General features: G+C 63.7%; 19 protein-coding genes. 11 read left to right on the top strand and 8 right to left on the bottom strand.

The genetic code is table 11. The features are described 5' to 3' along the window. Window positions 1-149: 149 nt before the first annotated feature. Together PPL01S_RS05275 and PPL01S_RS05280 are read left to right on the top strand one after the other, a co-directional pair. Complete coding sequence (locus tag PPL01S_RS05275) at window positions 150-1,025, top strand: carboxylate/amino acid/amine transporter (RefSeq protein ID WP_016391846.1); 876 nt, start codon at window positions 150-152, stop codon at window positions 1,023-1,025. A 1-nt stretch (window position 1,026) separates the two neighbouring features. After that, window positions 1,027-1,962: an AEC family transporter gene (locus PPL01S_RS05280; protein WP_016391845.1), complete on the top strand. Its 936-nt coding sequence runs from the start codon at window positions 1,027-1,029 to the stop codon at window positions 1,960-1,962. A 118-nt stretch (window positions 1,963-2,080) separates the two neighbouring features. On the opposite strand, the gene PPL01S_RS05285 is transcribed toward PPL01S_RS05280, so the two are convergent. Beyond that, window positions 2,081-3,367, bottom strand: coding sequence for a mechanosensitive ion channel family protein (locus PPL01S_RS05285; RefSeq protein WP_016391844.1), 1,287 nt, complete (start codon window positions 3,365-3,367; stop codon window positions 2,081-2,083). A 145-nt stretch (window positions 3,368-3,512) separates the two neighbouring features. On the opposite strand from PPL01S_RS05285, the gene PPL01S_RS05290 reads away from it, so the two are divergent. Beyond that, a complete protein-coding gene (locus PPL01S_RS05290; protein WP_016391843.1) occupies window positions 3,513-4,835 on the top strand; it encodes a DEAD/DEAH box helicase in 1,323 nt (440 codons plus the stop codon). Window positions 4,836-4,917: 82 nt separating this feature from the next. Here the strand turns inward: PPL01S_RS05290 and PPL01S_RS05295 are convergent, their stop codons facing one another. Beyond that, window positions 4,918-5,190 carry a hypothetical protein gene (locus tag PPL01S_RS05295; RefSeq protein WP_016391842.1) on the bottom strand — a complete coding sequence of 91 codons (273 nt, stop codon included), beginning with the start codon at window positions 5,188-5,190 and terminating at the stop codon, window positions 4,918-4,920. A gap of 188 nt (window positions 5,191-5,378) precedes the next feature. Here PPL01S_RS05295 and PPL01S_RS05300 point away from each other — a divergent pair, with 188 nt between their 5' ends. After that, complete coding sequence (locus PPL01S_RS05300; protein WP_016391841.1) at window positions 5,379-5,774, top strand: hypothetical protein; 396 nt, start codon at window positions 5,379-5,381, stop codon at window positions 5,772-5,774. 106 nt (window positions 5,775-5,880) lie between these two features. Then, complete coding sequence (locus PPL01S_RS05305) at window positions 5,881-6,807, top strand: DMT family transporter (protein WP_016391840.1); 927 nt, start codon at window positions 5,881-5,883, stop codon at window positions 6,805-6,807. 110 nt (window positions 6,808-6,917) lie between these two features. On the opposite strand, the gene PPL01S_RS05310 is transcribed toward PPL01S_RS05305, so the two are convergent. Further along, complete coding sequence (locus PPL01S_RS05310; RefSeq protein WP_028625169.1) at window positions 6,918-8,075, bottom strand: YbfB/YjiJ family MFS transporter; 1,158 nt, start codon at window positions 8,073-8,075, stop codon at window positions 6,918-6,920. A gap of 107 nt (window positions 8,076-8,182) precedes the next feature. Here PPL01S_RS05310 and ptrR point away from each other — a divergent pair, with 107 nt between their 5' ends. Together ptrR and PPL01S_RS25865 are read left to right on the top strand one after the other, a co-directional pair. Further along, on the top strand, window positions 8,183-9,076 hold the full coding sequence (gene ptrR, locus PPL01S_RS05315; protein ID WP_028625168.1) for a putrescine utilization regulator PtrR: 894 nt from the start codon (window positions 8,183-8,185) through the stop codon (window positions 9,074-9,076). A 124-nt stretch (window positions 9,077-9,200) separates the two neighbouring features. After that, entirely contained in the window at window positions 9,201-9,329 is a 129-nt protein-coding gene (locus PPL01S_RS25865; protein WP_008090807.1) for a PA1414 family protein, read from the top strand. Window positions 9,330-9,466: 137 nt separating this feature from the next. Here the strand turns inward: PPL01S_RS25865 and PPL01S_RS05320 are convergent, their stop codons facing one another. Further along, complete coding sequence (locus PPL01S_RS05320) at window positions 9,467-10,846, bottom strand: sodium:solute symporter family protein (protein ID WP_016391837.1); 1,380 nt, start codon at window positions 10,844-10,846, stop codon at window positions 9,467-9,469. 187 nt (window positions 10,847-11,033) lie between these two features. Then, entirely contained in the window at window positions 11,034-11,984 is a 951-nt protein-coding gene (gene speB, locus PPL01S_RS05325; protein WP_016391836.1) for an agmatinase, read from the bottom strand. A gap of 222 nt (window positions 11,985-12,206) precedes the next feature. On the opposite strand from speB, the gene PPL01S_RS05330 reads away from it, so the two are divergent. From PPL01S_RS05330 to PPL01S_RS05340, 3 genes are all read left to right on the top strand, one after another. After that, window positions 12,207-13,100 carry a LysR family transcriptional regulator gene (locus PPL01S_RS05330; protein WP_016391835.1) on the top strand — a complete coding sequence of 298 codons (894 nt, stop codon included), beginning with the start codon at window positions 12,207-12,209 and terminating at the stop codon, window positions 13,098-13,100. Window positions 13,101-13,155: 55 nt separating this feature from the next. Beyond that, window positions 13,156-13,755 carry a tRNA-uridine aminocarboxypropyltransferase gene (locus tag PPL01S_RS05335; protein WP_016391834.1) on the top strand — a complete coding sequence of 200 codons (600 nt, stop codon included), beginning with the start codon at window positions 13,156-13,158 and terminating at the stop codon, window positions 13,753-13,755. A gap of 105 nt (window positions 13,756-13,860) precedes the next feature. After that, window positions 13,861-14,460 carry a tRNA-uridine aminocarboxypropyltransferase gene (locus tag PPL01S_RS05340; RefSeq protein ID WP_016391833.1) on the top strand — a complete coding sequence of 200 codons (600 nt, stop codon included), beginning with the start codon at window positions 13,861-13,863 and terminating at the stop codon, window positions 14,458-14,460. Window positions 14,461-14,504: 44 nt separating this feature from the next. Here the strand turns inward: PPL01S_RS05340 and PPL01S_RS05345 are convergent, their stop codons facing one another. From PPL01S_RS05345 to PPL01S_RS05355, 3 genes are all read right to left on the bottom strand, one after another. Further along, the gene (locus PPL01S_RS05345; RefSeq protein WP_016391832.1) at window positions 14,505-15,860 is read right to left on the bottom strand and encodes an HlyD family type I secretion periplasmic adaptor subunit; all 1,356 of its coding nucleotides are present in this window, start codon (window positions 15,858-15,860) and stop codon (window positions 14,505-14,507) included. A 156-nt stretch (window positions 15,861-16,016) separates the two neighbouring features. After that, complete coding sequence (locus PPL01S_RS05350) at window positions 16,017-18,152, bottom strand: type I secretion system permease/ATPase (protein WP_156042657.1); 2,136 nt, start codon at window positions 18,150-18,152, stop codon at window positions 16,017-16,019. A 75-nt stretch (window positions 18,153-18,227) separates the two neighbouring features. Beyond that, window positions 18,228-19,601: a TolC family outer membrane protein gene (locus PPL01S_RS05355; protein ID WP_016391830.1), complete on the bottom strand. Its 1,374-nt coding sequence runs from the start codon at window positions 19,599-19,601 to the stop codon at window positions 18,228-18,230. A gap of 466 nt (window positions 19,602-20,067) precedes the next feature. Between PPL01S_RS05355 and PPL01S_RS05360 the strand changes: the two genes are divergently transcribed. Continuing rightward, window positions 20,068-24,834 (top strand): retention module-containing protein, encoded by a 4,767-nt coding sequence (locus PPL01S_RS05360; protein ID WP_028625166.1) that lies wholly within the window; start codon window positions 20,068-20,070, stop codon window positions 24,832-24,834. Window positions 24,835-24,847 lie beyond the last annotated feature (13 nt).

The raw sequence follows: 24,847 nt of genomic DNA on the forward strand, positions 1-24,847 counted from the left end.
GCTCGCGATGCGCCGCGCGGGCGGCGCTCGATCTGCGCACCACCGCAATGCTCAAGACAGGCACCCGGTACCTCACCCCACATTCCCCATGGTTGAACACACCGCCCCCAACCCGCTAAGGTCGCCGCCTTGATTCACGAGAGGCAACCATGGGCTACCTGATTATCGTCGCGCTGATCCAGGCGTTTTCCTTCAGCTTGATCGGCGAGTACCTGGCAGGGCACGTCGACAGCTACTTCGCCGTGCTCGCACGGGTGCTGCTGGCCGGCCTGGTGTTTCTGCCGCTGACCCGCTGGCGCCAGGTGGAGCCACGCTTCATGCGCTCGATGCTGCTGATCGGCGCGCTGCAGTACGGCATCACCTATGTCTGCCTGTACCTGAGCTTCCGCGTGCTGACGGTGCCGGAAGTGCTGCTGTTCACCATCCTCACGCCCTTGCACGTGACGCTGATCGAGGATGCGCTGAACCGGCGCTTCAACCCCTGGGCGCTGCTGGCCGCCCTGGTAGCGGTCGCAGGCGCCGCAGTGATCCGCTTCGACAGCATCAGTGGCGATTTCTTCATCGGCTTCCTGCTGCTGCAACTGGCCAACTTCACCTATGCCGCCGGCCAGGTGTTGTACCGCCATCTGGTCGCTCGCCATCCCAGCGATTTGCCGCACTACAAGCGTTTCGGCTACTTCTACCTGGGGGCCTTGATTGTCGTGCTGCCGGCCTTCCTGCTGTTCGGCAACGCCCAGCACCTGCCGAGCACCGAGGTGCAGTGGCTGGTGCTGTTGTTCCTCGGCCTGTGCCCGACGGCGCTGGGCCTGTACTGGTGGAACAAGGGCGCCTGCATGGTCTCCGGCGGCACGCTGGCGGTGATGAACAACCTGCATGTGCCGGTAGGCTTGTTGCTCAACCTGATGATCTGGAACCAGCACGAGCCACTGGGGCGCCTGTTCATCGGTGGCGCGATCATCCTGGCATCGGTATGGCTGAGCCGAATCGGCAGCCGCGCTGAAGCGTCGCTGATTCGCAAGGCCTGACATGCATACCATTTTCGTCATCGTCGCGCCGATCTTTGCCTTGATCCTCGCCGGTTACCTGTGCCGCAAGAGCAACAAGCTCGGCGACAAGGCCGCCGCCGAAATCAACAAGATGGTGGTCTGGCTGTGCCTGCCGGCCTTGCTGTTCAAGGTCACGGCCACTGCGACCTGGAGCGAGATCTGGCACCCTGGCTTCATCGTGGCGTTCGGTGCGGGGGCGCTGGCGATGTTCGTGGTCACGCTGGCCTGGCGCCTGAAGGGCGGCCACGGTCTGGTCGCGGCGAGCATTGATGGGCTGAGCGCGGGGTATGCCAATACCGGTTACATCGGCATTCCACTGTGCCTGTTGCTGTTCGGTCAGCCGGGCCTGCAGCCGGCGCTGATCTCGTCGTTGCTCGTGGTCTGCCTGGTGTTTGCGATTTCATTGACGCTGATCGAGATCGGCCTGCAGGAGGAGCGTCAGATTGGCCGCGCGATCCTGGTGGTAGGCAAGGCGCTGGCGAAGAACCCGCTGGTGATCTCGCCGCTGGCAGGGGCGGCCTGGGCCGTGTCCGGGCTGGGGCTGGCGGAGCCGGTGATGCATTTTCTCGAGATGCTGGCGTTGGCCACCACGCCTTGCGCGCTGGTGTCGCTGGGGGCATTTCTGGCCGAGAAGCGCACAGGCACGCAGGCCAGCCCGTGGCCGTTGGTGGCATTGAAGCTGGTGGGGCAGCCGGCGTTGACCTGGGTGCTGGCGTTCAAGGTGTTCAGCCTGCCGACGATGTGGGCGGCGTCGGCGGTGTTGCTGGCGGCGCTGCCGACCGGGACCGGGCCGTTCATGTTGGCGGAGTACTACAACCGCGAGGCCGGGCTGATTTCGCGGACGATCCTGTTGTCGACCGTGGCCTCCTTGGTGACCTTGACCGGGTTGTTGTACCTGCTGGGGTATGCGGGGTAGTCGAGGGCCCTATCGCCGGCAAGCCCGCTCCTACAGGTACACCACATTGTTCGAAACTGGTGGTGTACCTGTAGGAGCTGGCTTGCCGGCGATGGGCCGCAAAGCGGCCCCGGCTGTCTCAAGCCTCGCTCAATTCCTCAAGGCGGCGCGGCACCCGCCCCGCCAACCCCACGCGCATGTCATTGCCACTCGGCTGCTGATACAGGCTCAAGCCAAACTCCGGCAACACCGCCAGCAGGTAGTCGAAAATATCCCCCTGGATCCGCTCGTAATCCGCCCACACCGTGGTGGTGGTGAAGCAGTAGATCTCCAGCGGCACCCCTTCGGCGGTGGTCTGCATCTGCCGGACCATGCAGGTCATGCCCGCATGCACATTGGGATGGTTCTTCAGGTAAGCCAGGGCGAAGGCGCGGAAGGTGCCGATATTGGTCAGCTTGCGGCGGTTGGCCGCCAGTTCCGGCAGCGGCCCCAGCGCTTCGTTCCAGGCTTGCAGCTCCTGGCGCTTGGTGGCCAGGTAGTCGCCCAGCAGGCGTACCTGGCCCAGGCGATGTTCCTCTTCCTGGGTCAGGAAACGGATGCCCGCCGCGTCGATGAACAGGCTGCGCTTGATCCGCCGCCCGCCCGACTGCTGCATGCCGCGGTAGTTGCGAAACGACTCGCTCATCAGACGCCAGGTGGGGATGGAGACGATGGTCTTGTCGAAGTTCTGCACCTTCACTGTGTGCAAGGTGATGTCCACCACGTCGCCGTCGGCGCCAACCTGGGGCATCTCGATCCAGTCGCCCACGTGCAGCATGTCGTTGCTGGTCAGCTGCACGCTGGCGACGAACGACAGCAACGTGTCCTTGTACACCAACAGCAGCACCGCCGACATCGCGCCCAGGCCCGACAGCAGCAACAGCGGCGAGCGGTCGATGAGGGTGGCGACGATGACGATGGACGCGAAGATCCACAGCATCATCTTGGCCAGCTGCACGTAGCCCTTGATCGAGCGGGTGCGGGCGTGTTCGGTGCGCGCGTAGATGTCCAGCAGGCCATCGAGCAGGCACGACAGCGCCAGGGTCATGGACAGCAGGGTGAAGGCCAGGGCGACATTGCCGAGGAAGTGCTGGGCGGTATCGGACAGCTCAGGCACCAGTTTCAGGCCGAACTGGATGACCAGCGAGGGCATGGTCTGCGCCAAACGGTGGAAAACCTTGTTGTGACGCAGGTCATCGAACCATTTGAGCGCCGGTTGACGGGCCAGCAGGCGAGTGCCGTGGAGGATCAGAAAGCGCGCCAGGCGGCTGACCAGCAAGGAGATCAGCAGCAGCACGGCCAGGCCGATGGCGGCGTGAAGCATGGGGTGTTGGTCGAGGGTGCCCCACAGGTCGAGGCTGTCACGCCAGATTTTTTGCATATCCATAAGCTTGAAAACAGTCTTTTCTTACGAAACGAAGGGGTATTAGAGCGCGGATGGTGACAAAGTTGCCAAAAGAAATTCGGCTCTTGCGGCAGAAAACGTTACCCTATGCAACTGAATTTCCCCGCACTTGCCTGAGGTTACCTCCGTGTTCTCCCAATTCGCCCTGCATGAACGCCTGCTTAAAGCCGTGGCCGAGCTTAAATTTGTCGAGCCAACCCCGGTGCAGGCCGCGGCCATCCCCTTGGCCCTGCAAGGGCGTGACCTGCGTGTGACGGCCCAGACTGGCAGCGGCAAGACCGCGGCGTTCGTCCTGCCGCTGCTCAACCGCCTGGTCGACCTGAAAGGCGGGCGCGTCGAGATCCGCTCGCTGATCCTGCTGCCGACCCGCGAATTGGCCCAGCAGACCCTCAAGCAAGTGCAGCTGTTCTCGCAGTTCACCTACATCAAGGCGGGCCTGGTCACCGGCGGTGAGGACTTCAAGGAGCAGGCCGCCATGCTGCGCAAGGTGCCGGACGTGCTGATCGGCACACCGGGCCGCCTGCTTGAGCAGCTCAACGCCGGCAACCTCGACCTGTCCCACGTGCAGGTGCTGATCCTCGACGAAGCCGACCGCATGCTCGACATGGGCTTCGCCGAAGACATGGAGCGCCTGTGCAAGGAGTGCGAGAACCGCGAGCAGACCCTGCTGTTCTCCGCCACCACCGGTGGTGCGGCCCTGCGCGACATCATCGGCAAGGTACTGAAAGACCCTGAGCACCTGATGCTCAACAGCGTCTCGCAGCTCGCCGAAGGCACTCGCCAGCAGATCATCACCGCCGACCACGACCAGCATAAAGAAGCCATCGTGCAGTGGCTGCTGGCCAACGAAACCTTCGACAAGGCGATCATCTTCACCAACACCCGCGCGCTGGCCGACCGCATCTACGGTCATCTGGTGGCCAAGGACGTGAAGGCCTTCGTGCTGCACGGCGAGAAGGACCAGAAGGACCGCAAGCTGGCCATCGAGCGCTTCAAGCAGGGCAGCTCCAAGGTGCTGGTGGCAACCGACGTCGCCGCTCGCGGCCTGGATATCGACGGCCTGGACCTGGTGATCAACTTCGACATGCCACGCAGCGGTGACGAGTACGTGCACCGCGTTGGCCGTACTGGCCGTGCGGGCGGTGAAGGCCTGGCCATCTCGCTGATCACCCACAACGACTGGAACCTGATGTCCAGCATCGAACGCTACCTCAAGCAGCAGTTCGAGCGCCGGGTGATCAAGGAAGTCAAAGGCACCTACAACGGGCCGAAGAAGGTCAAGGCGTCGGGCAAGGCTGCCGGCACCAAGAAGAAAAAGGTCGAGAAGAAGGGCGGTGACAAGAAGAGCACCGCCAAGCGCAAACCGACCGCCAAGCCGAAGGCCAATGCACCCCTGGCCAGCTCCGACGGTCTTGCGCCGCTGAAGAAGCGCAAGCCAGCAGCCGAGTAATCAGCTGCCAGGGCCAATCGCCGGCAAGCCGGCTCCTACAAGTACCCTGTGGGAGCCGGCTTGCCGGCGATAGGGCCCCTGCTCAGTCAGCCTTTTTCTCGGCTGTCTTCAATTCCTTGATCCGCTTGTCGATCAGCTGACACTTGTCGGGCAAGTCCTTGCTCGCCGTCCCCAGCTCCATCCCCTGGAACTCATCATTGATCTCCTTGGCTTTCTGCGGGTTCTGCTCGGTCAACTGGCTGACCAGCCCGGCCAGCTCTTCACGTTTCTGGGTGGCCTCTTCCGGCGTGCAGGCCCAGGCGGGCAGGGCACTGAACAAGGCAATGGCACAGGCGATGGGCAGTAGCGGTTTCATCCTTGGTACCTCCGGCAGTGGGTATGCCTGGTGGAGAGGCTTGGAGTCCATCAAGTTCAATAGTGGCGACCGCTGGTGATTGGCCTCCAGCTTGATTACTGCGTTGTTGTGATTTTCTCGGAACGCTCGCGATTACTGTCAGGTCCCAAACTGTGTACCCCATCTGTCCACAGCGAGAGGCCTTCGCCATGAGCATCACCTACGACTGGGACCTGATCGAGCGCTTGCTGCACGAGGTGCAGAACGGTGCCGGACACAACTTCACGCCTCGCCCGTATGCCGAGCAGCACGCAGCAGCGCTGGCGGCCAAGGGGCAGCCGGTCGGTGACATCGACCACCTGAAAACCCGCGCCTGCGAGTACGAGAAGCTGCTGTTCGAGCGCGGCTTCATCGACAGTCGGCCGCCGGAGGATGGCGGCAATGGCGAGAATTTCGTGCTCACCGAGCGCGGTTCGCGGTTGCTGAGCCTGATCGACAGCAGCATTCCTGGCTTCGAGCACCCGCGGCAAGTATTGGACGAACAGGAAGATGGCCTGGATGAAGCCACCTTCGACCGGGTGTCGGCCAAGGCCCAGATCGCTTGAGGTCGTTTTGAGACTGGCAAGGGGAGGGCGGGAAAACCGATAATCGGTCTTTCCTGAAGACTGCCGAGCCTTTGCCCATGCCATCGAACACCCTGGAGGGCCGTCCATGAGTGCGGCCCGCAAGAATCCTGACGCCTTTGCTTTCCAGGTGATGCTGGGCCTGTGCCTGCTCTGGGGCTGCCAGCAGGTATTGATCAAGACCGCTGCAGTCGATATCGCACCCGTGATGCAGGCCGCCTTGCGTAACGGCCTCGCCGCAGTGCTGGTCGGGCTGATGCTCTGCTGGCGCGGTGGCTGGGGGCAGGTGGGCAGCACGTGGCGCGCCGGGCTGCTGGCGGGCGCATTGTTCGGGCTGGAGTTTCTGTTCATCGCCGAAGGACTGAAGCTGACGTCGGCCGCGCACATGTCGGTGTTCCTCTACACCGCGCCGGTGTTCACGGCGCTCGGCCTGCACTTCATGTTGCCCAGCGAGCGCCTGCGCTGGCTGCAGTGGATGGGGATCCTGCTGGCCTTCGCCGGCATTGCCACCGCCTTCGCCGGGGGCGTGTCGTTCGCGCAGATGGACAGTCGCATGCTGCTCGGTGATGCCCTGGGGGTGCTGGCCGGCCTGGCCTGGGGTGCGACCACCGTGGTGGTGCGTGGGTCGAGGCTGTCGGAGGCGCCGGTGACCCTCACGTTGTTCTACCAGTTGGCGGTGGGCTTTGCCGGACTGTTGCTGATCGCCTTGCTCAGCGGGCAGATCGGCAAGGTGGCGATGACGCCGTTGGCGGTGGGCAGCGTGCTGTTCCAGGGGATCATGGTGTCGTTCGTCAGTTACCTGACCTGGTTCTGGTTGTTGCGCAAGTACCTGGCCTCGAACCTGGCGGTGTTTTCGTTCATCACGCCGTTGTTCGGGGTGACGTTCGGTGTGTTGCTGCTGGATGAGCCGCTGAGTGTGAATTTTGTGCTCGGGGCGGTGATGGTGCTGCTCGGGGTGATTCTGGTGAGTGCAGAGCCTTGGGTGAGGCAGCAATTGCGCCGGTTTGTGGGGTAAAGGTCGTCAGTGCTGGCCCTATCGCCGGCAAGCCAGCTCCCACAGGTTCACCGGGGTCCCTGTGGGAGCCGGCTTGCCGGCGATAGGGCCGGTCCTGCTACCTCGTACCATCAAGCTACCCGACTGGCCAGGCAGGCCCGAGGGCTGCGTGCCCCAGCAAGCACCTGCACCCCCGCCAGCCCCAACCCGCTGGCAGCCAAAACCAGCGCCGGCTGCAAGCTCCCGCTGAAATGGTTGCTCAAGGCGGCCAGCAGCGGCCCACTCAACTGCCCCAAGGCAAAACAGGCCGTCAGCAGCCCGGCATTGCGCTGCGTCGAGTGCGGCGCAAGCTCCCGCGAGCGCTGCACCACCAGCTGCATGCAAGCGAGGAAAGGCGTGCCGCAGAGCACTACCCCCAGTGCCAGCCCAAGGCCACCGCCCATCAGGCAGGCAAGCACGCCAAGGCCCTGCAGCCACAGGGTTGCGGCGAGCCAGTCTGAGGTCCGTCCTCCACGCCGGGCGCCGACCAGCACCACGCCCAGTGCCGCCGCTACACCGAATGCTGGCCAGAACAGGTCGGCCTTCCAGTTGCCATGAAACTGCTGATTGGCCATCTGCGACAGGAACGTGGCCGGCAAGATGTAGCCCACGCCATACAGCGCATACACAAGGGCAAGGCGGCCAATGCCCGAGCTGCGCGTCGAGCCTTGTTTCACGCTCGGGGCAGGCTCGATGGCGCGCGGCAACCATGGGCGCACCGCCAGCAACATGACCAGCGCGGCCGCCGCATATACCAGCCAAAGCGCTGCCGAATCCAGCCCGAGCAGATGCGCAGCCAGTGCCAGCAGGCCGGTCAGGGCAATGCCCAGGCCCGGCCCTGCGAACACCAGAGCACCCAGGCGCTGATGGCCATTGGCATTGGCCACCTGCTGGCTGAGGCTGGTGATCATCACCAGCACCCAGGCACTGGCCACGCCGGTGCCAAAGCGCAGCAGCAGGTGCGGCCAGAATCCGTCGGCAAGCCACGAGGCCAGGGTCAGCAGAACACACAACCACAGGCCTCCATGCAGACGCAGCCTGACCTGGTTCGGCCTGCGGGCGAACATGGCGTCAGCCGCGCCAATGAAGTAGCCCAGGTAATTGGCAGCCGCCACTAGGCCGGCCGCGGTCAGGTCGAACTGGCCTTCGGCAATCAGTTGCGGCAGTTGCGGAGTGAGCGCGAAGCGGCCGATACCCATGGCCATCATCAAGGCCACGGCACTGGCCAGCAGTTGTACGAGCGGCGACATGGAAACACTCCTGCGCGAACGTTGATCGATGGATGGCAGGTTAGGGCGGATTGACTTTCAATAAAATTGAATAATGATGATCACGTTATTCTGTTTTGGAGAACATCATGGAGTTCAGCCAACTGCGCATCTTCCAGGCCGTTGCCGAGGAAGGCTCGCTGACGCGGGCTGCCGAGCGCTTGCACCGCGTACCCTCGAACCTGTCGACGCGCCTGCGTCAGCTGGAGGAGCAACTGGGCGTCGAGCTGTTCTTGCGCGAACGTCAACGCCTGCAGTTGTCGCCCGCTGGCAAGGTTTTGCTGGATTACGCCAATCGCCTGGAAGCGCTGCGTGACGAGGCGATGACGGCGGTGCAGGGTGGCCAGCCTGTGGGTAATTTCGCCCTGGGCACCATGTACAGCACGGCAGCCATTCACCTGCCGGCACTGCTGGCCCGCTACCACCAGGCCTACCCGGCGGTGAACCTGCAAGTGCAGGCGGCACCCAGCGGTGAACTCCTCGAAGGCTTGCTCAGCCACCGCCTGGACGCAGCCTTGGTGGATGGCCCGCCGAGCCTGGCCGGGCTCGATGGGGTGCTGCTGTGCGACGAGGTGCTGGTGCTGATCACCAGCCCCGAGCACCCGGCGGTGCACAGTGCCAGGGATGTGGCCGGCAAAGCGGTGTTCACCTTCCGCCAGGGCTGCTCCTACCGGATGCGCCTGGAAGCCTGGTATGCCCACGCACACACGCCGATGGGCCGGGTGATGGAAATCGAGTCGTACCAAAGCATGCTGGCCTGTGTGATCGCCGGCGCGGGGGTGGCCCTGATGGCGCAATCGATGCTCGATAGCCTGCCTGGCCGAGACCGGGTGCGGGCGCATCGCCTGCAAGCGCCGTTCGATCAGGCGCAAACCTGGTTGATGTGGCGTCAGGGGATGTGCGGGGCGAATGTGCAGGCGTGGATCGATTTGCAACAAAGCGAAACGATTAACCAATCGTCGGAATACGCTGTTTCCGCTTGATCCGTATCAAACTCGACCCCATCTGTAGGAACAAGGGCATGCGTAATACAGGACATCGGGCTATGATCTGTATGAAACATCGCAGGATTGATTGACCGTGAGGCTGACCCGTCAAGGGGGCACTATGAAAAACCAAATGTTCAACTGGCTCCATGACTTGGCTGTCGCGCTGGGGCTGATACCACCACCCTTGCAGCCGGTGCCGATCCCGACTGATGAAGAGCAGCGCCGGCGCCAGCCGCGTCGCCGCTGAAAAAGCACAAGGCCGCCGCATCAGTGTTGATGCCGCGGCCTTTTTTTGCTTCGGATAATGTTGCTGCTTTTACCGGCCTCTCGCCGGCAAGCCGGCTCCCACAGGTACAGCGCGGAACCTGTGGGGGCAAGCATCGATCAGGCCAGCTTTACCTCACCCAGCGGCTTGCGCGACAGCAGGCTCACCATGACGAAGCTCACCAGGCCGACCGCCAGGCTGTAGTAGATCGGCGTGTTGGCATCCAGGCCGTCCTTGAACATGAACAACAGCGCGGTGGCGAAGCCCAGCGACATGCTGGCGATGGCCCCTGCGGTGGTCGCGCGCTTCCAGAAGATCGCACCGATCAGCGGGATCAACATGCCGCCGACCAGCAGGTTGTAGGCCAGGGTCAGGGCGTTGATCACATCGTTCACCGCCAGGGCGATGCCCAGCACCACCAGGCCGGTGAGCAGGGTGAACAGGCGGCTGACGCCCAGGCTCGACTGCTTGCCACCACGCAGCTTGGGCAGCAGGTCTTCGGTAATGGTGGTCGAGGCAGCCAGCAGGCCGGCGCTGGCGGTCGACATCATCGCTGCCAGGGCAGCGGCCATCAGCAAGCCGCGGATGCCGTCAGGCAACTGGCTTTTGATCATCTCGGCGAACGCATTGTTCGGGGTGGCCAGATCCGGCATCAGCACGTGCGCGGCCATGCCGATCAGGGCACAGGCCAGGCCGTACAGCACGCAGTACACACCTGCGGTGGTGCCGGCGCGCTGGCAGACCTTCTCGTCACGGGCGGTGAACACCCGCTGCCAGATGTCCTGGCCGATCAGGATGCCGAAGAAGTAGATCAGGAAGTAGGTGATGATGGTGTCCCAGCCGATGGTGGTCCAGCTGAAGCTGGCCGCTGGCAGCTTGGCGACCAGGGTGTCCCAGCCACCGGCCTTGTACAGGCAGATCGGCAGCAGGATGAACATCAGGCCGACGGTCTTGATCACGAACTGGACGATGTCGGTGAGGGTCAGCGACCACATGCCACCGATGGTCGAATAGACCACCACCACGCCGCCGCCGAGCAGCAGCGATGCCCAGAAGGGCAGGTCGAGCAGCACTTGCAGCACGGTCGCCATGGCCAGGGTCGAGGTGACCCCGATCATCAGCGCATAGGCCAGCATGATCGCCGCACTGGCCTGGCGCGCCATGGGGTTGTAGCGACGCTCCAGCACCTGGGTCACGGTGAAGATCTTCAGGCGCAGCAGCGGCTTGGCGAGGAACAGGTTGAGGGCGATGATGCCCAGGCCCAGGGCGGCACAGAGCCAGAAACCGGAGATGCCGTGGACGTAGCCCAGGCGCACGGTGCCGACGGTGGAGGCGCCGCCGAGCACGGTGGTGGCCATGGTGCCCATGTACAGGGTAGGGCCCAGATTGCGCCCGGCCACCAGGTAGTCCTCGTGGGTTTTCGCGCGCCGCATGCCATACCAGCCCAGCCCTAGCATGCCGGCGGTATAGATCATTACAACAATGATGTCCAAGGCCATTGGGGGTCTCCCGATTATCTTTATTATGGCGAGATCGACCGCGCAGGCGTGTTCACGGCGCCTGGCGGTCTTGTCTTGTGTTGGCGGGCCTCAGTGGCCCTCCCAGATGGCTCCTGCCTGGGTGTTTCTTCTGCCGCAGCGCGGTGGCTGCATCGCCGGCAAGCCGGCTCCCACAGGGTTTGTGGGGTCAGCGGCGCACCACGCCCGGCAGCACGCAGAGCATTTCGAACAACAGGTTGGCACCGAGCAGCGAGGTGTTGCCGGTGGTGTCGTAAGGCGGGGAGACTTCGACCAGGTCACAACCGATCAGGTCCAGGCCGTGGCAGCCGCGAATGATCTCCATCGCCTGGATGGTGGTCAAGCCGCCGATTTCCGGAGTGCCGGTGCCCGGCGCCCAGGCAGGGTCGATACCGTCGATGTCGAACGAGAGGTACACCGGGCCGCCACCGACTTTCTCGCGCACTTCGGCCATCAGCGGCTCCAGCGACTTGTGCCAGCATTCCTCGGCCTGGACCACGCGGAAGCCCTGGCGACGGCTCCAGTTGAAGTCGTCGGCGGTGTAGCCCTGGGCGCGCAGGCCGATCTGGACCACGCGGTCGCAATCGAGCAGGCCTTCTTCCACGGCGCGACGGAAGGTGGTGCCGTGGGCGATCTTCTCGCCGAACATGTGGTCGTTGACGTCGGCGTGGGCGTCGATGTGCACCAGGCCGATCTTGCCGTGCTTCTTGTGCAGGGCGCGCAGGATCGGCAGGGTGATGGTGTGGTCGCCACCCAGGGTCAGGGGGATGACGTTGTGCTCGACGATCTCGTCGTAGGCTTCTTCGATGATGCGCACGGCGTCGAGCAGGTTGAAGGTGTTGATCGCCACGTCACCGATGTCGGCGACCGACAGCGAATCGAACGGGGCGGCACCGGTGGCCATGTTGTACGGGCGGATCATCACCGATTCGGCGCGGATCTGGCGTGGGCCGAAGCGGGTGCCGGAGCGCAGCGAGGTGCCGATATCCAGAGGCACGCCGATGAACGCGGCGTCCAGGCCTTGGGCACTTTGCAGGTGGGGAAGACGGAGCATGGTGGCGATGCCGCCGAAACGCGGCATTTCGTTGCCGCCCAGTGGTTGGTGGAGAACTTTGTCCACGGTGGGCCTCATCAGTCGGTCGATTGTTTTGTTTGTTCGAACCTGTGCCGCCGCGCGCCTTGAATGGGGTTTTGCCGGCGGGCAGGGACATTTCGGCCAAGTCTGCGCAAGGTAGTACCTGCGACAAATCGCTACAGGCAAATACTTACTTCAGGAATTTCTAAACTAAAGCCGGTGCAGCGGTTAGACTGCTCGCCAATTCTCCTGCGGAACCGTTGCACCATGGCCTCGACCCTGCCCGACCTGAAACTGCTGCGCATCTTCGTCAGCGTGGTGCGCCACCAGGGCTTCGCCAATGCCCAGCGCGAGCTCAACCTGTCGACATCGGCCATCAGTACCTACATGAGCCAGCTCGAAGGTGCGCTGGGCATCGTCCTGTGCCACCGTGGACGCGGTGGTTTCAGCCTGACCAGCAAGGGCGAGCTGTTCCATCAGGAGACGTTGCGCCTGCTGGCGGAGCTCGATGGCTTCGAGCAGTACGCTGCTGCGCTCAAGGGCGAACTGCGCGGTACGCTCAACCTCGGGGTGATCGACTCGACGGTCGGCGACCGGGCGCTGCCCTTGGCCGAGGCCATCGGGGCCTACAGCCAGGAACACCCGGCGGTGCACTTGCATTTGTCGGTGTCGAGCCCCTATGAGCTGCAACTGGGGGTGCAGGACAACCGTCTCGACCTGGCCATCGGGGCGTTTTCCTCGCGCATGAGTGGCCTGGTGTACCAGCCGTTGTACCGGGAGCAGCACTGGCTGTACTGCAGCAGCCGCCACCCGTTGTTCACCGAACGGCGCATTCCCGAGCCGGTGGTGACCCAGCAGCGCATGGTCGGGCGTGGGTACTGGAGCCAGGCGGAGCTGGCCCGGCATGGTTTCAAGCACAGCGCCGCTACGGTGGAAAGCATGGAGGCGCAGTTGATCCTGATCTTGTCAGGTGCCTACATCGGCTACCTGCCCGAGCATTACGCCCAGGCCTGGGTCGACAAGGGCGACCTTCGCGTGCTTTCTCCGGCCACCTTCGGTTATCAGGCGCCATTTTCATTGATCGTCCGTCGAGGGCGCAGTCGTGAGCCGTTGATCCAGACCTTCCGCGACCTGCTGAAAAGCCAGCTCAATGTTGGCTGATTTTGCGGCCCAATCGCCGGCCTATGGCAAAATCCTTGCGCTAACGGAGGACCCCATGCCAAGACCCCGCTGCGAGCGCTGCCATCGCCCGCTCGACCATTGCCTGTGCGCACTGATTCCCTCGCTCGACAGCCGTACCCGTGTCGTCCTGCTGCAGCACCCCAGTGAAACCGCCCATGCCCTGAATACCGCCCGCCTGGCCGCACTTGGCCTGGTGAGTGCCGAGTTGCGCATCGGCGAAGTGTTCGAAGACCTCGGCGAACTGCTGGCCACCCCAGGTTATCGGCCTGCACTACTGTTCCCGGGCGATCAAGCCCAGGTGCTGACAGCCTATGGCCAAGCGGACGACACACCGTTGCTGCTGATCGTGCCGGACGGCACCTGGCGCAAGGCGCGCAAGCTGCTGTACCTGAACCCGCTGCTGGCGGCACTACCCAGGGTGACCCTGGCGCAGGTGACACCGTCACGCTACCGACTGCGCAAGGCACCGGAGCCGGGAGCAGTGTCGACAATCGAGGCGGTGGTGCAGGCGTTGAACGTGTTGGAACAACCGGTGAATTTCGACCTGTTGCTGCGGCCGTTCGAAGCGCTGATCGAGGCGCAGATTGCTGCGATGGGGGCTGAGACATTCAAGCGTAACCATGGCGAACGCTGACCCCAGAAGCGTCAGTTTGTCCCAGCGTCATGCAGGGCTTTTCCGGCAGATAGGTAGCTGTAGCAGCAGTAGGTTCGGCTCTTTGACCCAGCCCCGGAAGAGCCGATGTCCAATGCCCGTTGTGAACGCTGCACGCGCCCGCATGCCTACTGTGTGTGTGCCCATGTCCCTTGCCTGAACAGCCGCACCCGTGTGTTGATCCTGCAACATGTCAGGGAAAAATCCCATGCCATGAATACCGCTCGCCTGGTGGCCTTGGGCCTCGCCAACGCCGAGTTGCACGTCGGGGTGGTGTTCGACCAGCTTGACCATTGGCTGGCAACGCCCGACTACCGGCCGGTTGTACTGTTTCCAGGCGAGCAGGCGCAGGTGCTGAGCGGCACTGCGTCTGTCCAGGAGCTGCCGCTGCTGCTCATCGTGCCTGACGGCACCTGGCGTACTGCGGGCAAACTGTTGCAGTTGAATCCGCAGTTGCAGGCATTGCCCAGAATGATGCTGCACGTCACGCAGCCGTCACGCTATCGCTTGCGCAAGGCGCCGGCGCCTGAGGCGCTTTCAACCATCGAGGCGGTGGTGCAAGCGTTGAATGTGCTGGAGCACCCGGCGTGTTTCGATGAGTTGCTGCGGCCGTTCGAAGCGTTGGTCGAGGGTCAGATCAGGGCAATGGGGGTTGAAACCTTCGAACGTAATCATGGCGAGGACTGAATCCAGGGTTGCTCTGTTCCGGCCCTATCGCCGGTGATGACAACTCAGCGCTCGCGCAGTGCTTCTGTTCGCGCCTTCAGCACCGGCTTGAGCAGATAGTCCAGCACGCTCTTCTGCCCGGTGATGATATCCACCGTGGCCACCATCCCCGGAATGATCAGCAGCGGTTTGTTATCCCCACCCAGGTGGTTCTTTTCGGTCCGCACCTGGATCAGGTAGAACGCATTGCCCTTGTCATCGGTGACGGTATCGGCACTGATCAATTCCAGCTTGGCCTTCAGGCCGCCATAGATGGTGTAGTCGTAGGCGCTGAACTTGACCATCGCCGGCTGCCCCGGATGCAGGAATGCCACATCCTGCGGCCGGACCTTGGCTTCGATCAGCAGGTTGTCCTCGATCGGCACGATCTCCACCAGGTCGCTGCCCGGCTGCACCACGCCGCCGATGGTGTTGACCTTGAGCAGCTTGACGATGCCGCGTACCGGCGACACCACCGTGGTGCGGTTGACCCGGTCGTCGATGGCGATGCTGGTGGCGGTGATCTTCGACAGCTCTGTGCGCTTGTCGTTGAGTTCCTTGGCCGCGTCGGAGCGGAAACTGGCGTCGGACTCCTGGATCTTGCTGCGGATCTCCGCCACTGCCGCCTCGGCACGGGGGATGGCCAGGCTGGTGGCGTTGAGCTGGCCACGGGCTTCCACCGTACGCTGCTTCAGGCGCAGGATTTCCACCGGTGAGATGGCCCCCTTGCTCACCAGCGGCGATGACATGTCCAGCTCTTGCTGCAACAGGCCCACGGCAGAACGGTACTGCTCGACCTTGGAGCGAAACTCGGCCAGCTCCTGGGTCTTCTGCCGTAGCTGCTCATTGAGGGTCTGCTTTTCACTGGCCAGGCGGCGCTGGCGCGAGTCGTACAGGGCCGTCTCGTCTTCGGCCACCTGGGGGGCCTTGGCGCGGACTTCGTCGGACAGCATGAAAGGTCGACCTTCGGCCTCCGCCGACAGCCGCTCCACCTGCGCGGTCAGGGCGTAACGGTCGGCTTCGCTTTCGCCCTTGTTGGACTTGAACCGCGTGTCGTCCAAGCGCAGCAGCGTGGCGCCTTTCTCGACCATCTGCCCCTCGCGCACGAAGATCTCGGTGACGATGCCACCTTCGAGGTTCTGCACCACCTGAATCTTGCTCGACGGGATCGCCTTGCCTTCGCCGACGGTCACCTCGTCAAGCACTGCAAGGCTCGCCCAGAGCAGTGCCACCAGCAGCAGCGCCGCCGTCAGCCACACGGTCAGGCGCGACAGGCGCGGCGAGTCCTGCAGGGTGGCGCCGGCCAGCTCGGGCATGTAGTCGCGCTCGGCGCGCTTGTCGGAGCCTGTATGGGAACTGCGCACGCTATGGCTTGGGTTCATGGCCTGACTCTCGTAGAACAGCACATAACTGAAAGATTCGCCGGGCCCTTGTGGGAGCCGGCTTGCCGGCGATCACCGGCGAAGCCGGTGCCATGCACTGAGGTGTCTGCATCGCCGGCAAGCCGGCTCCCACAGGGAAGTCTCAAGTCTCCTGGGTTAGAGCGCGGCGCCGATGCGGCCCTTGCGCAGGGCGTCGATGACCGCATCCTTCGGCCCGTCGGCGACGATCTTGCCGTTGTCCAGCACCAGCAGGCGGTCGACCAGGCTGAGCATCGAGGTGCGGTGGGTGACCAGCAGCAGCGTCTTGCCCGGCACCCAGGCCGACAGGCGCTGGCGCAGTTGCTCCTCGCTGCTGTTGTCCATGTGGCTGGTGGGTTCGTCGAGGATCAGGATCGGCGGCTCCAGCAGCAGTGCTCGGGCCAGCAGCACGGCTTGGCGCTGGCCACCGGAAAGCAGCTGGCCGCGTTCGCCCACCGGGCGCTCGAAACCGTGCGGGTGCTGCCGGGCCAGCTCGCTGACGCCGGTCAGCTCGGCCACTTCGAGCATGCGTGCATCGCTGATGTGGCGCGCCCCCAGGGTCAGGTTGTCGCGCAGGCTGCCGGCCAGCAGCGGCAGATCGTGGGCGACGTAGCCGAGCTGGCTGCGCAGGTCGGCGATGTCCAGTTGGCGAAGGTCGAGGTTGTCCAGCAATACCTGGCCTTCATCCGGGTGATGGAAACCCATCAGCATGCGGCCCAGGGTGCTCTTGCCCGAACCGCTGCGGCCGATGATGCCGATCCGCTCGCCAGGCTTGACCGCCAGGGTCACGTCCTGCAGCGCCGGGCCGGTTTGCCCTGGGTAGCGGAAGCTGACATGGCTCAGGGCCAGGCCACCCTTGAGCGTGGTGTGTTCCAGCGCCTGCTGTTCGGCCTGGCGTTCCTGGGGCAGGGCCATCAGCGCATCGGTACTGCGCATGGTCAGTTGTGCCTGCTGGTAGCGGGTGATCAGCCCGGCGATCTGGCCAAGCGGTGCCAGTACGCGGCTGCCCAGCATGTAGCTGGCCACCAGGGCGCCGACGCTGAGGTTGCCGGCGATGATGCTGTACACCCCGGCGACGATGGTGGCCATGCCGCAGAACTGCTGAATGAACAAGGTCCCGTTGCTGGCCAGCGACGACAGGTTGCGGGCATGCGCGTCGAGCCGGGCGATGGCGCCGTTGGTGTGTTCCCACTGGTACTGGCGCTCGCTTTCGGCGCCGCAGGCCTTGAGGGTTTCCAGGCCGCCGAGGGTTTCGATCAGCAGCGCCTGGCGCACTGCGCCAAGGCTCAGGCTCTTCTGCACGGTGTCGCGCAGGCGCGCCTGGATCAGCAAGGCGAAGCCCACGGCCAGGGGGAAGGCAATCAGCGGGATCAGTACCAGCCAACCACCCAGCAGGCCGATTACCAGCAGCATCAGGGCGACGAAAGGCAGGTCGATGATGCTGGTCAGGGTCACGGCGGTGAGGAATTCGCGCAGGCCCTGGAAGTCGTGGATGCTCTGGGCGAAGCCGCCGATGGTGGCGGGCTTGGCCTTCATGGACATGCCGGTGATGCGTTCGAACAGGGTGGCAGAGAGGATCAGGTCGGTCTTCTTGCCGGCCTGGTCCAGCAGATGGGCGCGGACCATGCGCAGCACCAGTTCGAAGGCGGTGCCGATGAACAGGCCGGCGACCAGCATCCACAAGGTCGACAACGCCTGGTTGGGCACCACGCGGTCATAGGTCTGCATGACGAACAGCGGCACCATCAGGCCCAGCAGGTTGATCAGCAGACTGGCCAGCAGGGCATCGCCGTAAAGCCAGCGGGAATGGCGCAGGGTATCGCGGAACCAGGCGTCGACCCGCGGCAGCAGCGGCGAACGCAGGTTTTCAAGGGTGTGCCGTGGCCGCGCGAACAGGGCGTGCCCGCTGTAGGCCTGGGCCAGCGCCTCGCGCTCGATCCACTGCTCACCGCCGTCGGCTTCGCACGGCAGGATCAGCGCCCGGCCATCATCGCCCCAGCGCTGCAGCACGGCGCTGCGGCCATCGTTGAGCAGCAGCAGCACGGGCAGGTTGAGCGAGGAGATGGCCTGCAGCTCACGCGCCAGCACCCGTCCTTGCAGGCCGGCGCGCGCCGCCGCCCGCGGCAGCAGCTCCGGGCCCAGGCGTTGCTGGGCCAGGGGCAGGCCGCTGCTGAGGCTGGCACGACTGGCCGGGCAGCCGTGCAGGCGGCACAGGATCAGCAAGCCATCGAGCAACGGGTCATCGACATCGGGGCGCGGCTGCGCACTTTGCATACTGGTCACGATGAACTACTCCCGCCTCGGTGGATGGGTGTGACGCCTGGCCTGCGTGCCAGCTGCGCAGGGCGCTCAGCGCATGTCAGGCAGCTTCGCCTGGTTGCGCACTTCACTCTGGGCGATGGCTTCCGGCGGCAACGAAATGCGCTGTTTGCTCAGCAGTTCGCCCATGGTCGCCAACACCCGGTACATCGAGTACTCCTCCGTGTAGCGTACTTCGGTGTAGCGGCGGTTGGCGTTGTACAGCTCGTTTTCGCTGTCGAGCACGTCGAGCAGGGTGCGCTGGCCAAGGCCGAACTGGTCCTGGTAGGCGGCGCGCACACGCTGGGTGGTTTCGGCGTATTCACGGGCGGTCGGGGTCTGCTTGCGCGCGTTGTTCATGGCGTTCCAGGCCAGGCTGAGGTTTTCGGTCAGCTCGCGCAGGGCGTTGTTGCGGATGTCCATGGCCTGGTTGATCTTGTGCGCGTCGGACTGCAGGCGGGCCTTGTCGCTACCGCCGCGGAACAGGTTGTAGCTGAGCTCGACGCCGGCTTGCCAATCGTTGTTGCTGTGGCCTTTCTCGCCGGCGATGTTGTTGTTGGCACCCGTGGCCAGCACGGCATCCAGGCGCGGGTAGAAGGGCGACTTGGCGACTTCGTACTGCTGCTCGGCAGCGTTGACGTCAGCTTGTGCCGATTTCAGGTAAGGGTTGTTTTCCAGCATGCCCTGGCGCGCCAGGTCGAGCCCGGTGGGCACTTCGCCCTTGATGGTAACCGGGGTTTCCAGCTCGTCCGGCAAGCGCCCGACGACGCTGTAGAAGTTGGCTTCGGCATCGGCCAGGTCGACTTCGGCGGTATCCAGGTTGTTTTCCGCCAGCGCGCGACGGGCACGGGACTGGTCGAGGTCGGCGGTGCTGCCTACCCCACGCTCGCTGCGCAGGCCGATCTGGTCGTTGACTCGCAGGTGAGCTTGCAGGTTGTTCTTGGCCAGGGTCACCAGCTCGCGGCGCTTGAGCACTTCCAGATACACCTCGATCGCGCGCAGGGCCACGGTTTCGGCAGTGGCCTGGGTGTAGTAGGCGCGTGAGTTGACCACGGCTTCGGTGCGGCCGACTTCATTGGGGGTGTTGAAGCCGTCGAACAGCATCTGCCGCAGACGCAGCTCCGACTGGGTGTAGTTGAGGGTTTCCTTGTTGTGGTCGTTGGAGCCGTCCGGTTGCAGTCTGCGGGTGTTGATGTTGTCCGAGCGCTGGCGGCCGTAACCCGCCACCAGGTCGACCGACGGGTAGTAACCACCACGCGCGAATTTCACATCTTCGTCTGCCGAAAGCCGGCTGTTACGGCTGGCGCTGATCTCGGGGTGATGATCCACGGCGTTCTGAACGGCTTCGTTGAGTGACATCGCCTGAGCGTTGGCGCATGCCATGGCCAACAGAATTGCGCTGGTAATGGGGTTGAACATGCGCATGGGGTACTTCTCCCTGGTCTCAAAATGTTCCTGCTATTCGCCAAAAAAATGACGATTTTTATTGTTCAAACCGTTTCATGTTTGTAACAACAGAGCTAAGAACATTTATCGCGCGAGCTAAGAAGATTTTTTCATAAGTCATATGCGAAAAAAAACTTATGCGGTCTATCGAAACCAAGACATTGTTTCATCCAGGCAAATTTGAAAGTCGCTGGAACACGCGGTTTTCAAGCTTCCGAGAGAGTTCCAGAATTTTTACGGCTAAGGACGCGGGATGAAGTGGTGAAAGCGGAATTTGGCGACAAAAATTTGGCATAAAATGATGGCCAAATTACATTAGTACTATCGCCAAAGTACTGGCTTGAGAGAACGATTCTCACCCTAGAGACAGTCGCACTCCAAGCGCCGAAGCCCACCCGCGATGTCATTGGCTGAACAAGCCAATTGGGAAGGGGAGGCGTGGGTGATGGCTAAGCTAGTCGGTGTGGTCAGCAAGGTGATTGGTCAGGTTTTTGCCGTCGGCAGTGACGGCAGCCGCCGCCCCTTGATCGAAGGCGACCGCCTGTTCGCGGGCGAGCAGTTGCAGACAGGTGCCGCCGGTGCGGTGGCCGTGCACTTGCAAAGCGGCGCGGAGCTGACCTTGGGACGCGACAGCAGCCTGCAGATGACCCCGGACCTGCTCGCCAGCACGGCCTCTCAGGAACAGGGGCATGACGCACCGCCAAGCCAGGCGCAACTGAGTGATGTCGAACGTATCCAGCAAGCGATTGCCGCAGGCGCCGACCCCAGCGACGCCGGCGAAGCGACCGCAGCCGGGCCGGGTGGCAGCGGTGCAGCGGGTGCAATGGGGGGCGGGCACAGTTTCGTGATGTTGAGCGAAGTCGCGGCCCGGGTCGATCCGGTGGTGGGCTTCCCGACGGCGGGTTTCAATGGCATCCCCGAGCTTGCCAATCGCTATGTCGGAGACCTGCGAAACGACGCCAGTGACCTGACAGGCCAGCCCAATCCAGGCGACCCTAACTCGCCTGTGGACCCCAACCCGCCTGTGGACCCCAATCCACCTGTAGATCCCAACCCGCCTGTGGATCCCAATCCACCTGTAGATCCCAAACCACCGGTGGACCCCAATCCACCTGTTGATCCCAAGCCACCGGTCGACCCCAACCCGCCTGTCGACGAAGACCATCCGGTCCAACTGCAGCTCACGCCCGGGGGCCTGGAGCTGAACGAGGCCAACCTGCCTCTGGGGTCGGCGGGCGATCCTGCAGCCCTGACCCAGCACGGCAGCTTCACCGTGCTGGCGCCGGACGGCGTGTTCAACCTCAGCGTGGGTGGCATCAACGTGGTGACTGCCGGCGTCGTCACCGGTGTCGGCCAGTCGATCACCACAGGGCTTGGCAACACCCTGACCATTACCGGCTACAACCCGGCGACCGGTGTCGTGACCTACAGCTACACCCTGACCGGTGCCGAGCAGCATGCCGACGGTGCGGGCACCAACGCGCTGAACGAACATCTTCCGGTCCTGGTCAGCGACAGCGATGGCGATGTGGCCCAAGGCACCTTGGAAATCACCATTCGCGACGACGTGCCCAAGGCTGTGGATGACAGCAACCCTGCCAGCGCCAGCGAGCAGCACATCGAGTTGACCGGCAATGTGCTGGGCAATGACATTCAGGGGGCCGACCGGGTACCGGCAGGGCCGGTGATCGCCGGCACCTATGTCGGCACCTACGGCACGCTTGTGCTGGCCGCGGACGGTTCCTACACCTACACCCTGAACACCAGCGATCCGGACTTCAAGAACCTGGGCGGTGGCGGTCATGGCGTGGAAACCTTCACCTACACCATCAAGGACGCCGACGGCGACACCAGCAGCGCGACCCTGACCCTGAACATCAGCAACCTCGACGACCCGGTGCAACTCGACGGTCTGGACGCGCAGGGTGGCCGCCTTGTCGTCTACGAGAAGAACCTGCACGACGGCAGCGCACCCGATGCCAGCGCCCTGACCCAGCAAGGCACGTTCAAGGTCACCGCAGCGGACGGCTTGCAGAGCCTGACCGTGGGCGGCATCAGTGTGGTCAGTGGTGGCGTGGTGGCAGGCTTCCCACAGTCGATCGTCACCGCCGAAGGCAATACCCTGACAATCACCGGCTACGATTCCAGCACTGGCGTGGTGAGCTACAGCTACACCCTGCTGGACAATGAACAGCACCCGGCCGGCCAGGGCAGCAACAGCATCACCGAACAGTTCCAGGTGGTCGCCAAGGATATCGACGGCAGCACCGCCACCGGCAACGTGCAAGTGACTATCGTCGACGATGTACCGCAGGCCCATGACGATCAAACCAGCGTGGCCAAGGGCGACGTGGTGCGCGGCAACGTGATGGGCAACGACGTGGTCGGCGCCGATGTGCGCGCCGACGGCCAGTACGTGGTCGGCGTGCGCGCCGGCAGCGACACCTCGAGCTCGGCCATCGGCCAGCTGAACATGCAGGTCGTCGGTAAGTATGGCTACCTGACCATCGATGCCCAGGGCAACGCCGAGTACCACTCCAACCCCGACATCGCCTCGCCACGCGATGCCGTCGACACCTTCGTCTACACCATCCGCGATGCCGACGGTGACGAGAGCACCACCACCATCACCATCAACGTGCACAACTCATTGATGGCCTGCGAAGACCGCGATGTCACGGTCTACGAAAAAGCGCTGGACCTGCACAAGGACGGCAACGACCTGGCCGCCGGCAGTGTTACCGGCAGCGACCCCGGCTCCAGCCAGGAAACCGCTTCCGGCACCTTGGCTGGTTCGACCAGTGGCGGTGTCGGCGCGCTGACCTACAGCCTGGTCGGCAATGCCGTGGGCCAGTATGGGCAAATTCACCTGAATGCCGATGGCACCTACACCTATACCCTGACCTCGCCGGCCGACTCGCCGACCCATGCCAACGACGGTGCCAATACCGTTACCGAAACCTTCACCTACCAGGTGCAGGATGCGCAGGGCCACTCGACCACCAGCACCATCGTCATCACCATCGTCGACGACGTACCGACAGCCAACAGCGATTTCGTCAGTGTCGGCAAGGGCGATGTGGTGCGTGGCAATGTGATGTACAACGATGTGGTCGGTGCCGACGTTCGCCATGACGGCCAGTACGTGGTCGGCGTGCGTGCCGGCAGCGACACTTCGACCTCGGCCATCGGCCAGCTGAACATGCAGGTCAAGGGCCAGTACGGCTACCTGACCATCGATGCCCAGGGCAACGCCGAGTACCACTCCAACCCCAATGCCGTGGCGCCGCGGGATGCGCTCGACACCTTCGTCTACACCATCCGTGATGCCGACGGCGACGAAAGCACCACGACCGTCACCATCAATGTCCATGACCACTCGCTGAACCCCTGCGGCGATGGGGGCGTGGCGGTGTACGAAAAAGCCCTGGACCTGAATCAGGACGGCCATGACCTGGCTGCTGGCAGCGTCACTGGCAGCAACCCTTGCTCGACCGCTGAAACCGCTTCCGGAAGCCTGGTCGGCCAGGTGGGTGGCGGTGTGGGGGCGCTGACCTACAGCTTGGTCGGCAACGCCATTGGCCAGTATGGCCAGATCCACCTGAATGCCGATGGCTCCTACACCTACACGCTGACCTCGCCGGCGAATTCACCGGTGCATGCCAACGACGGCGCCAACGTGGTCAGCGAATCCTTCACCTACCGGGTTGAAGACACGGTCGGCAACTGGACCACCAGTACCGTCAACATCACCATCGTCGACGATGTGCCGCAAGCCCATTGCGATTACGTCAGTGTCGGCAAGGGCGACGAGGTGCGGGGCAACGTACTGCACAACGACGTGATCGGCGCTGACGTGCCGAGTGACTGCGGTTATGTGGTCGGTGTGCGCGCCGGCAGCGATACCTCCACGTCTGCCATCGGCCAACTCGGTGCGCACGTGCAGGGGCAGTACGGCTACCTGACCCTGGATGCCAGGGGCAACGCCGTCTACCACTCCGACCCGAACGTCGCCGCGCCGCGCGATGCGATCGACAAGTTCGTCTACACCCTTCGCGATGCCGATGGCGACGAAAGCACCACGACTATCACCATCAACGTGCACGACAACTCGATCTCGGCGTGTGGCGATGGCTATGGCCGTGCGCAGGAACAGCGGGTGATCAACCGAGGCGCGTTCAGTTTCGATGCCAGCAGCATGACCGCGGCGCTGGTGGTGGGTTACCTGGGCGCGATGGGCAGTGCCCAGGGCAGCGAACAGGTGATCGACGTCAGCCTGCGCAAAGGTGAAACCCTGCAGCTCAACCATGACCCGCACGACGGCAACCTGGCGATGCAATGGAAGGACGCGGGTGGCAGCTACCAGGCAATTGCCGCAGGTGACAGCATTACCGCCAGCCATGACGGGGTGTACAGCATCCAGCTAAGCAACCCGAGCGGCGATGGCAAGGCGGCAGAGAGCTACAAGCTGGGCATGGTCCTCGATTACGCCAATGCGCAACAGCCGGCTGCCCATGACAGTGCTGCCAGTGACCCTGCCACAGCCAGCCTTTGGGCCTCGACGGACGCCGCTTCGCTGGAAAGCCATGGGGCTGCGGGGCATGGGGCCCAGGACACCGCCAGCTTTGCTCAGGCCAAGGGCGGAGTCATCGTCGACCTGAGCCACGACGGGGCGCAGGATACCGGTGGTGCGGGCATCCATACCTTGAACGGCTTCCATAACCTGGTCGGGTCGGATTACGGCGACATCTTGATCGGCGACAGCGGCAACAACGTGATCGATGGCGGCAAGGGCAACGATATCCTGATCGGCGGGCAAGGCAACGACACCCTGACCGGGGGCAGTGGCAACGACACCTTCATCTGGCAGAAGGGTGACAGCGGCCATGACACGGTCACCGACTTCACGCCGGGCAGCGACAAGCTCGACCTGTCGCAACTGCTGCAGGGCGAGCACGCCACGCCGGCCTCGCTGGATGACTTCCTGCACTTCAAGGTCAGCGGCACCGGCACCAATGTGGTGTCGACCATCGAAGTCAGTAACCAGGCGGGCGCGGCGCCGGTGCAGACCATCGACCTTGCGGGTGTCGACCTGGCCCAGCATTACGGCGTGACGGCGGGGGCGGGCGGGGTGATATCGGCAGGGCATGACACCGCGACCATCATCAACGGGATGCTCAATGATCATTCGTTGAAGGTGGATACGGTGTGAAGGCTGTTGGCTT

It is taken from the genome of Pseudomonas plecoglossicida NBRC 103162 = DSM 15088, from assembly GCF_000730665.1.
Lineage (GTDB): Bacteria > Pseudomonadota > Gammaproteobacteria > Pseudomonadales > Pseudomonadaceae > Aquipseudomonas > Aquipseudomonas plecoglossicida.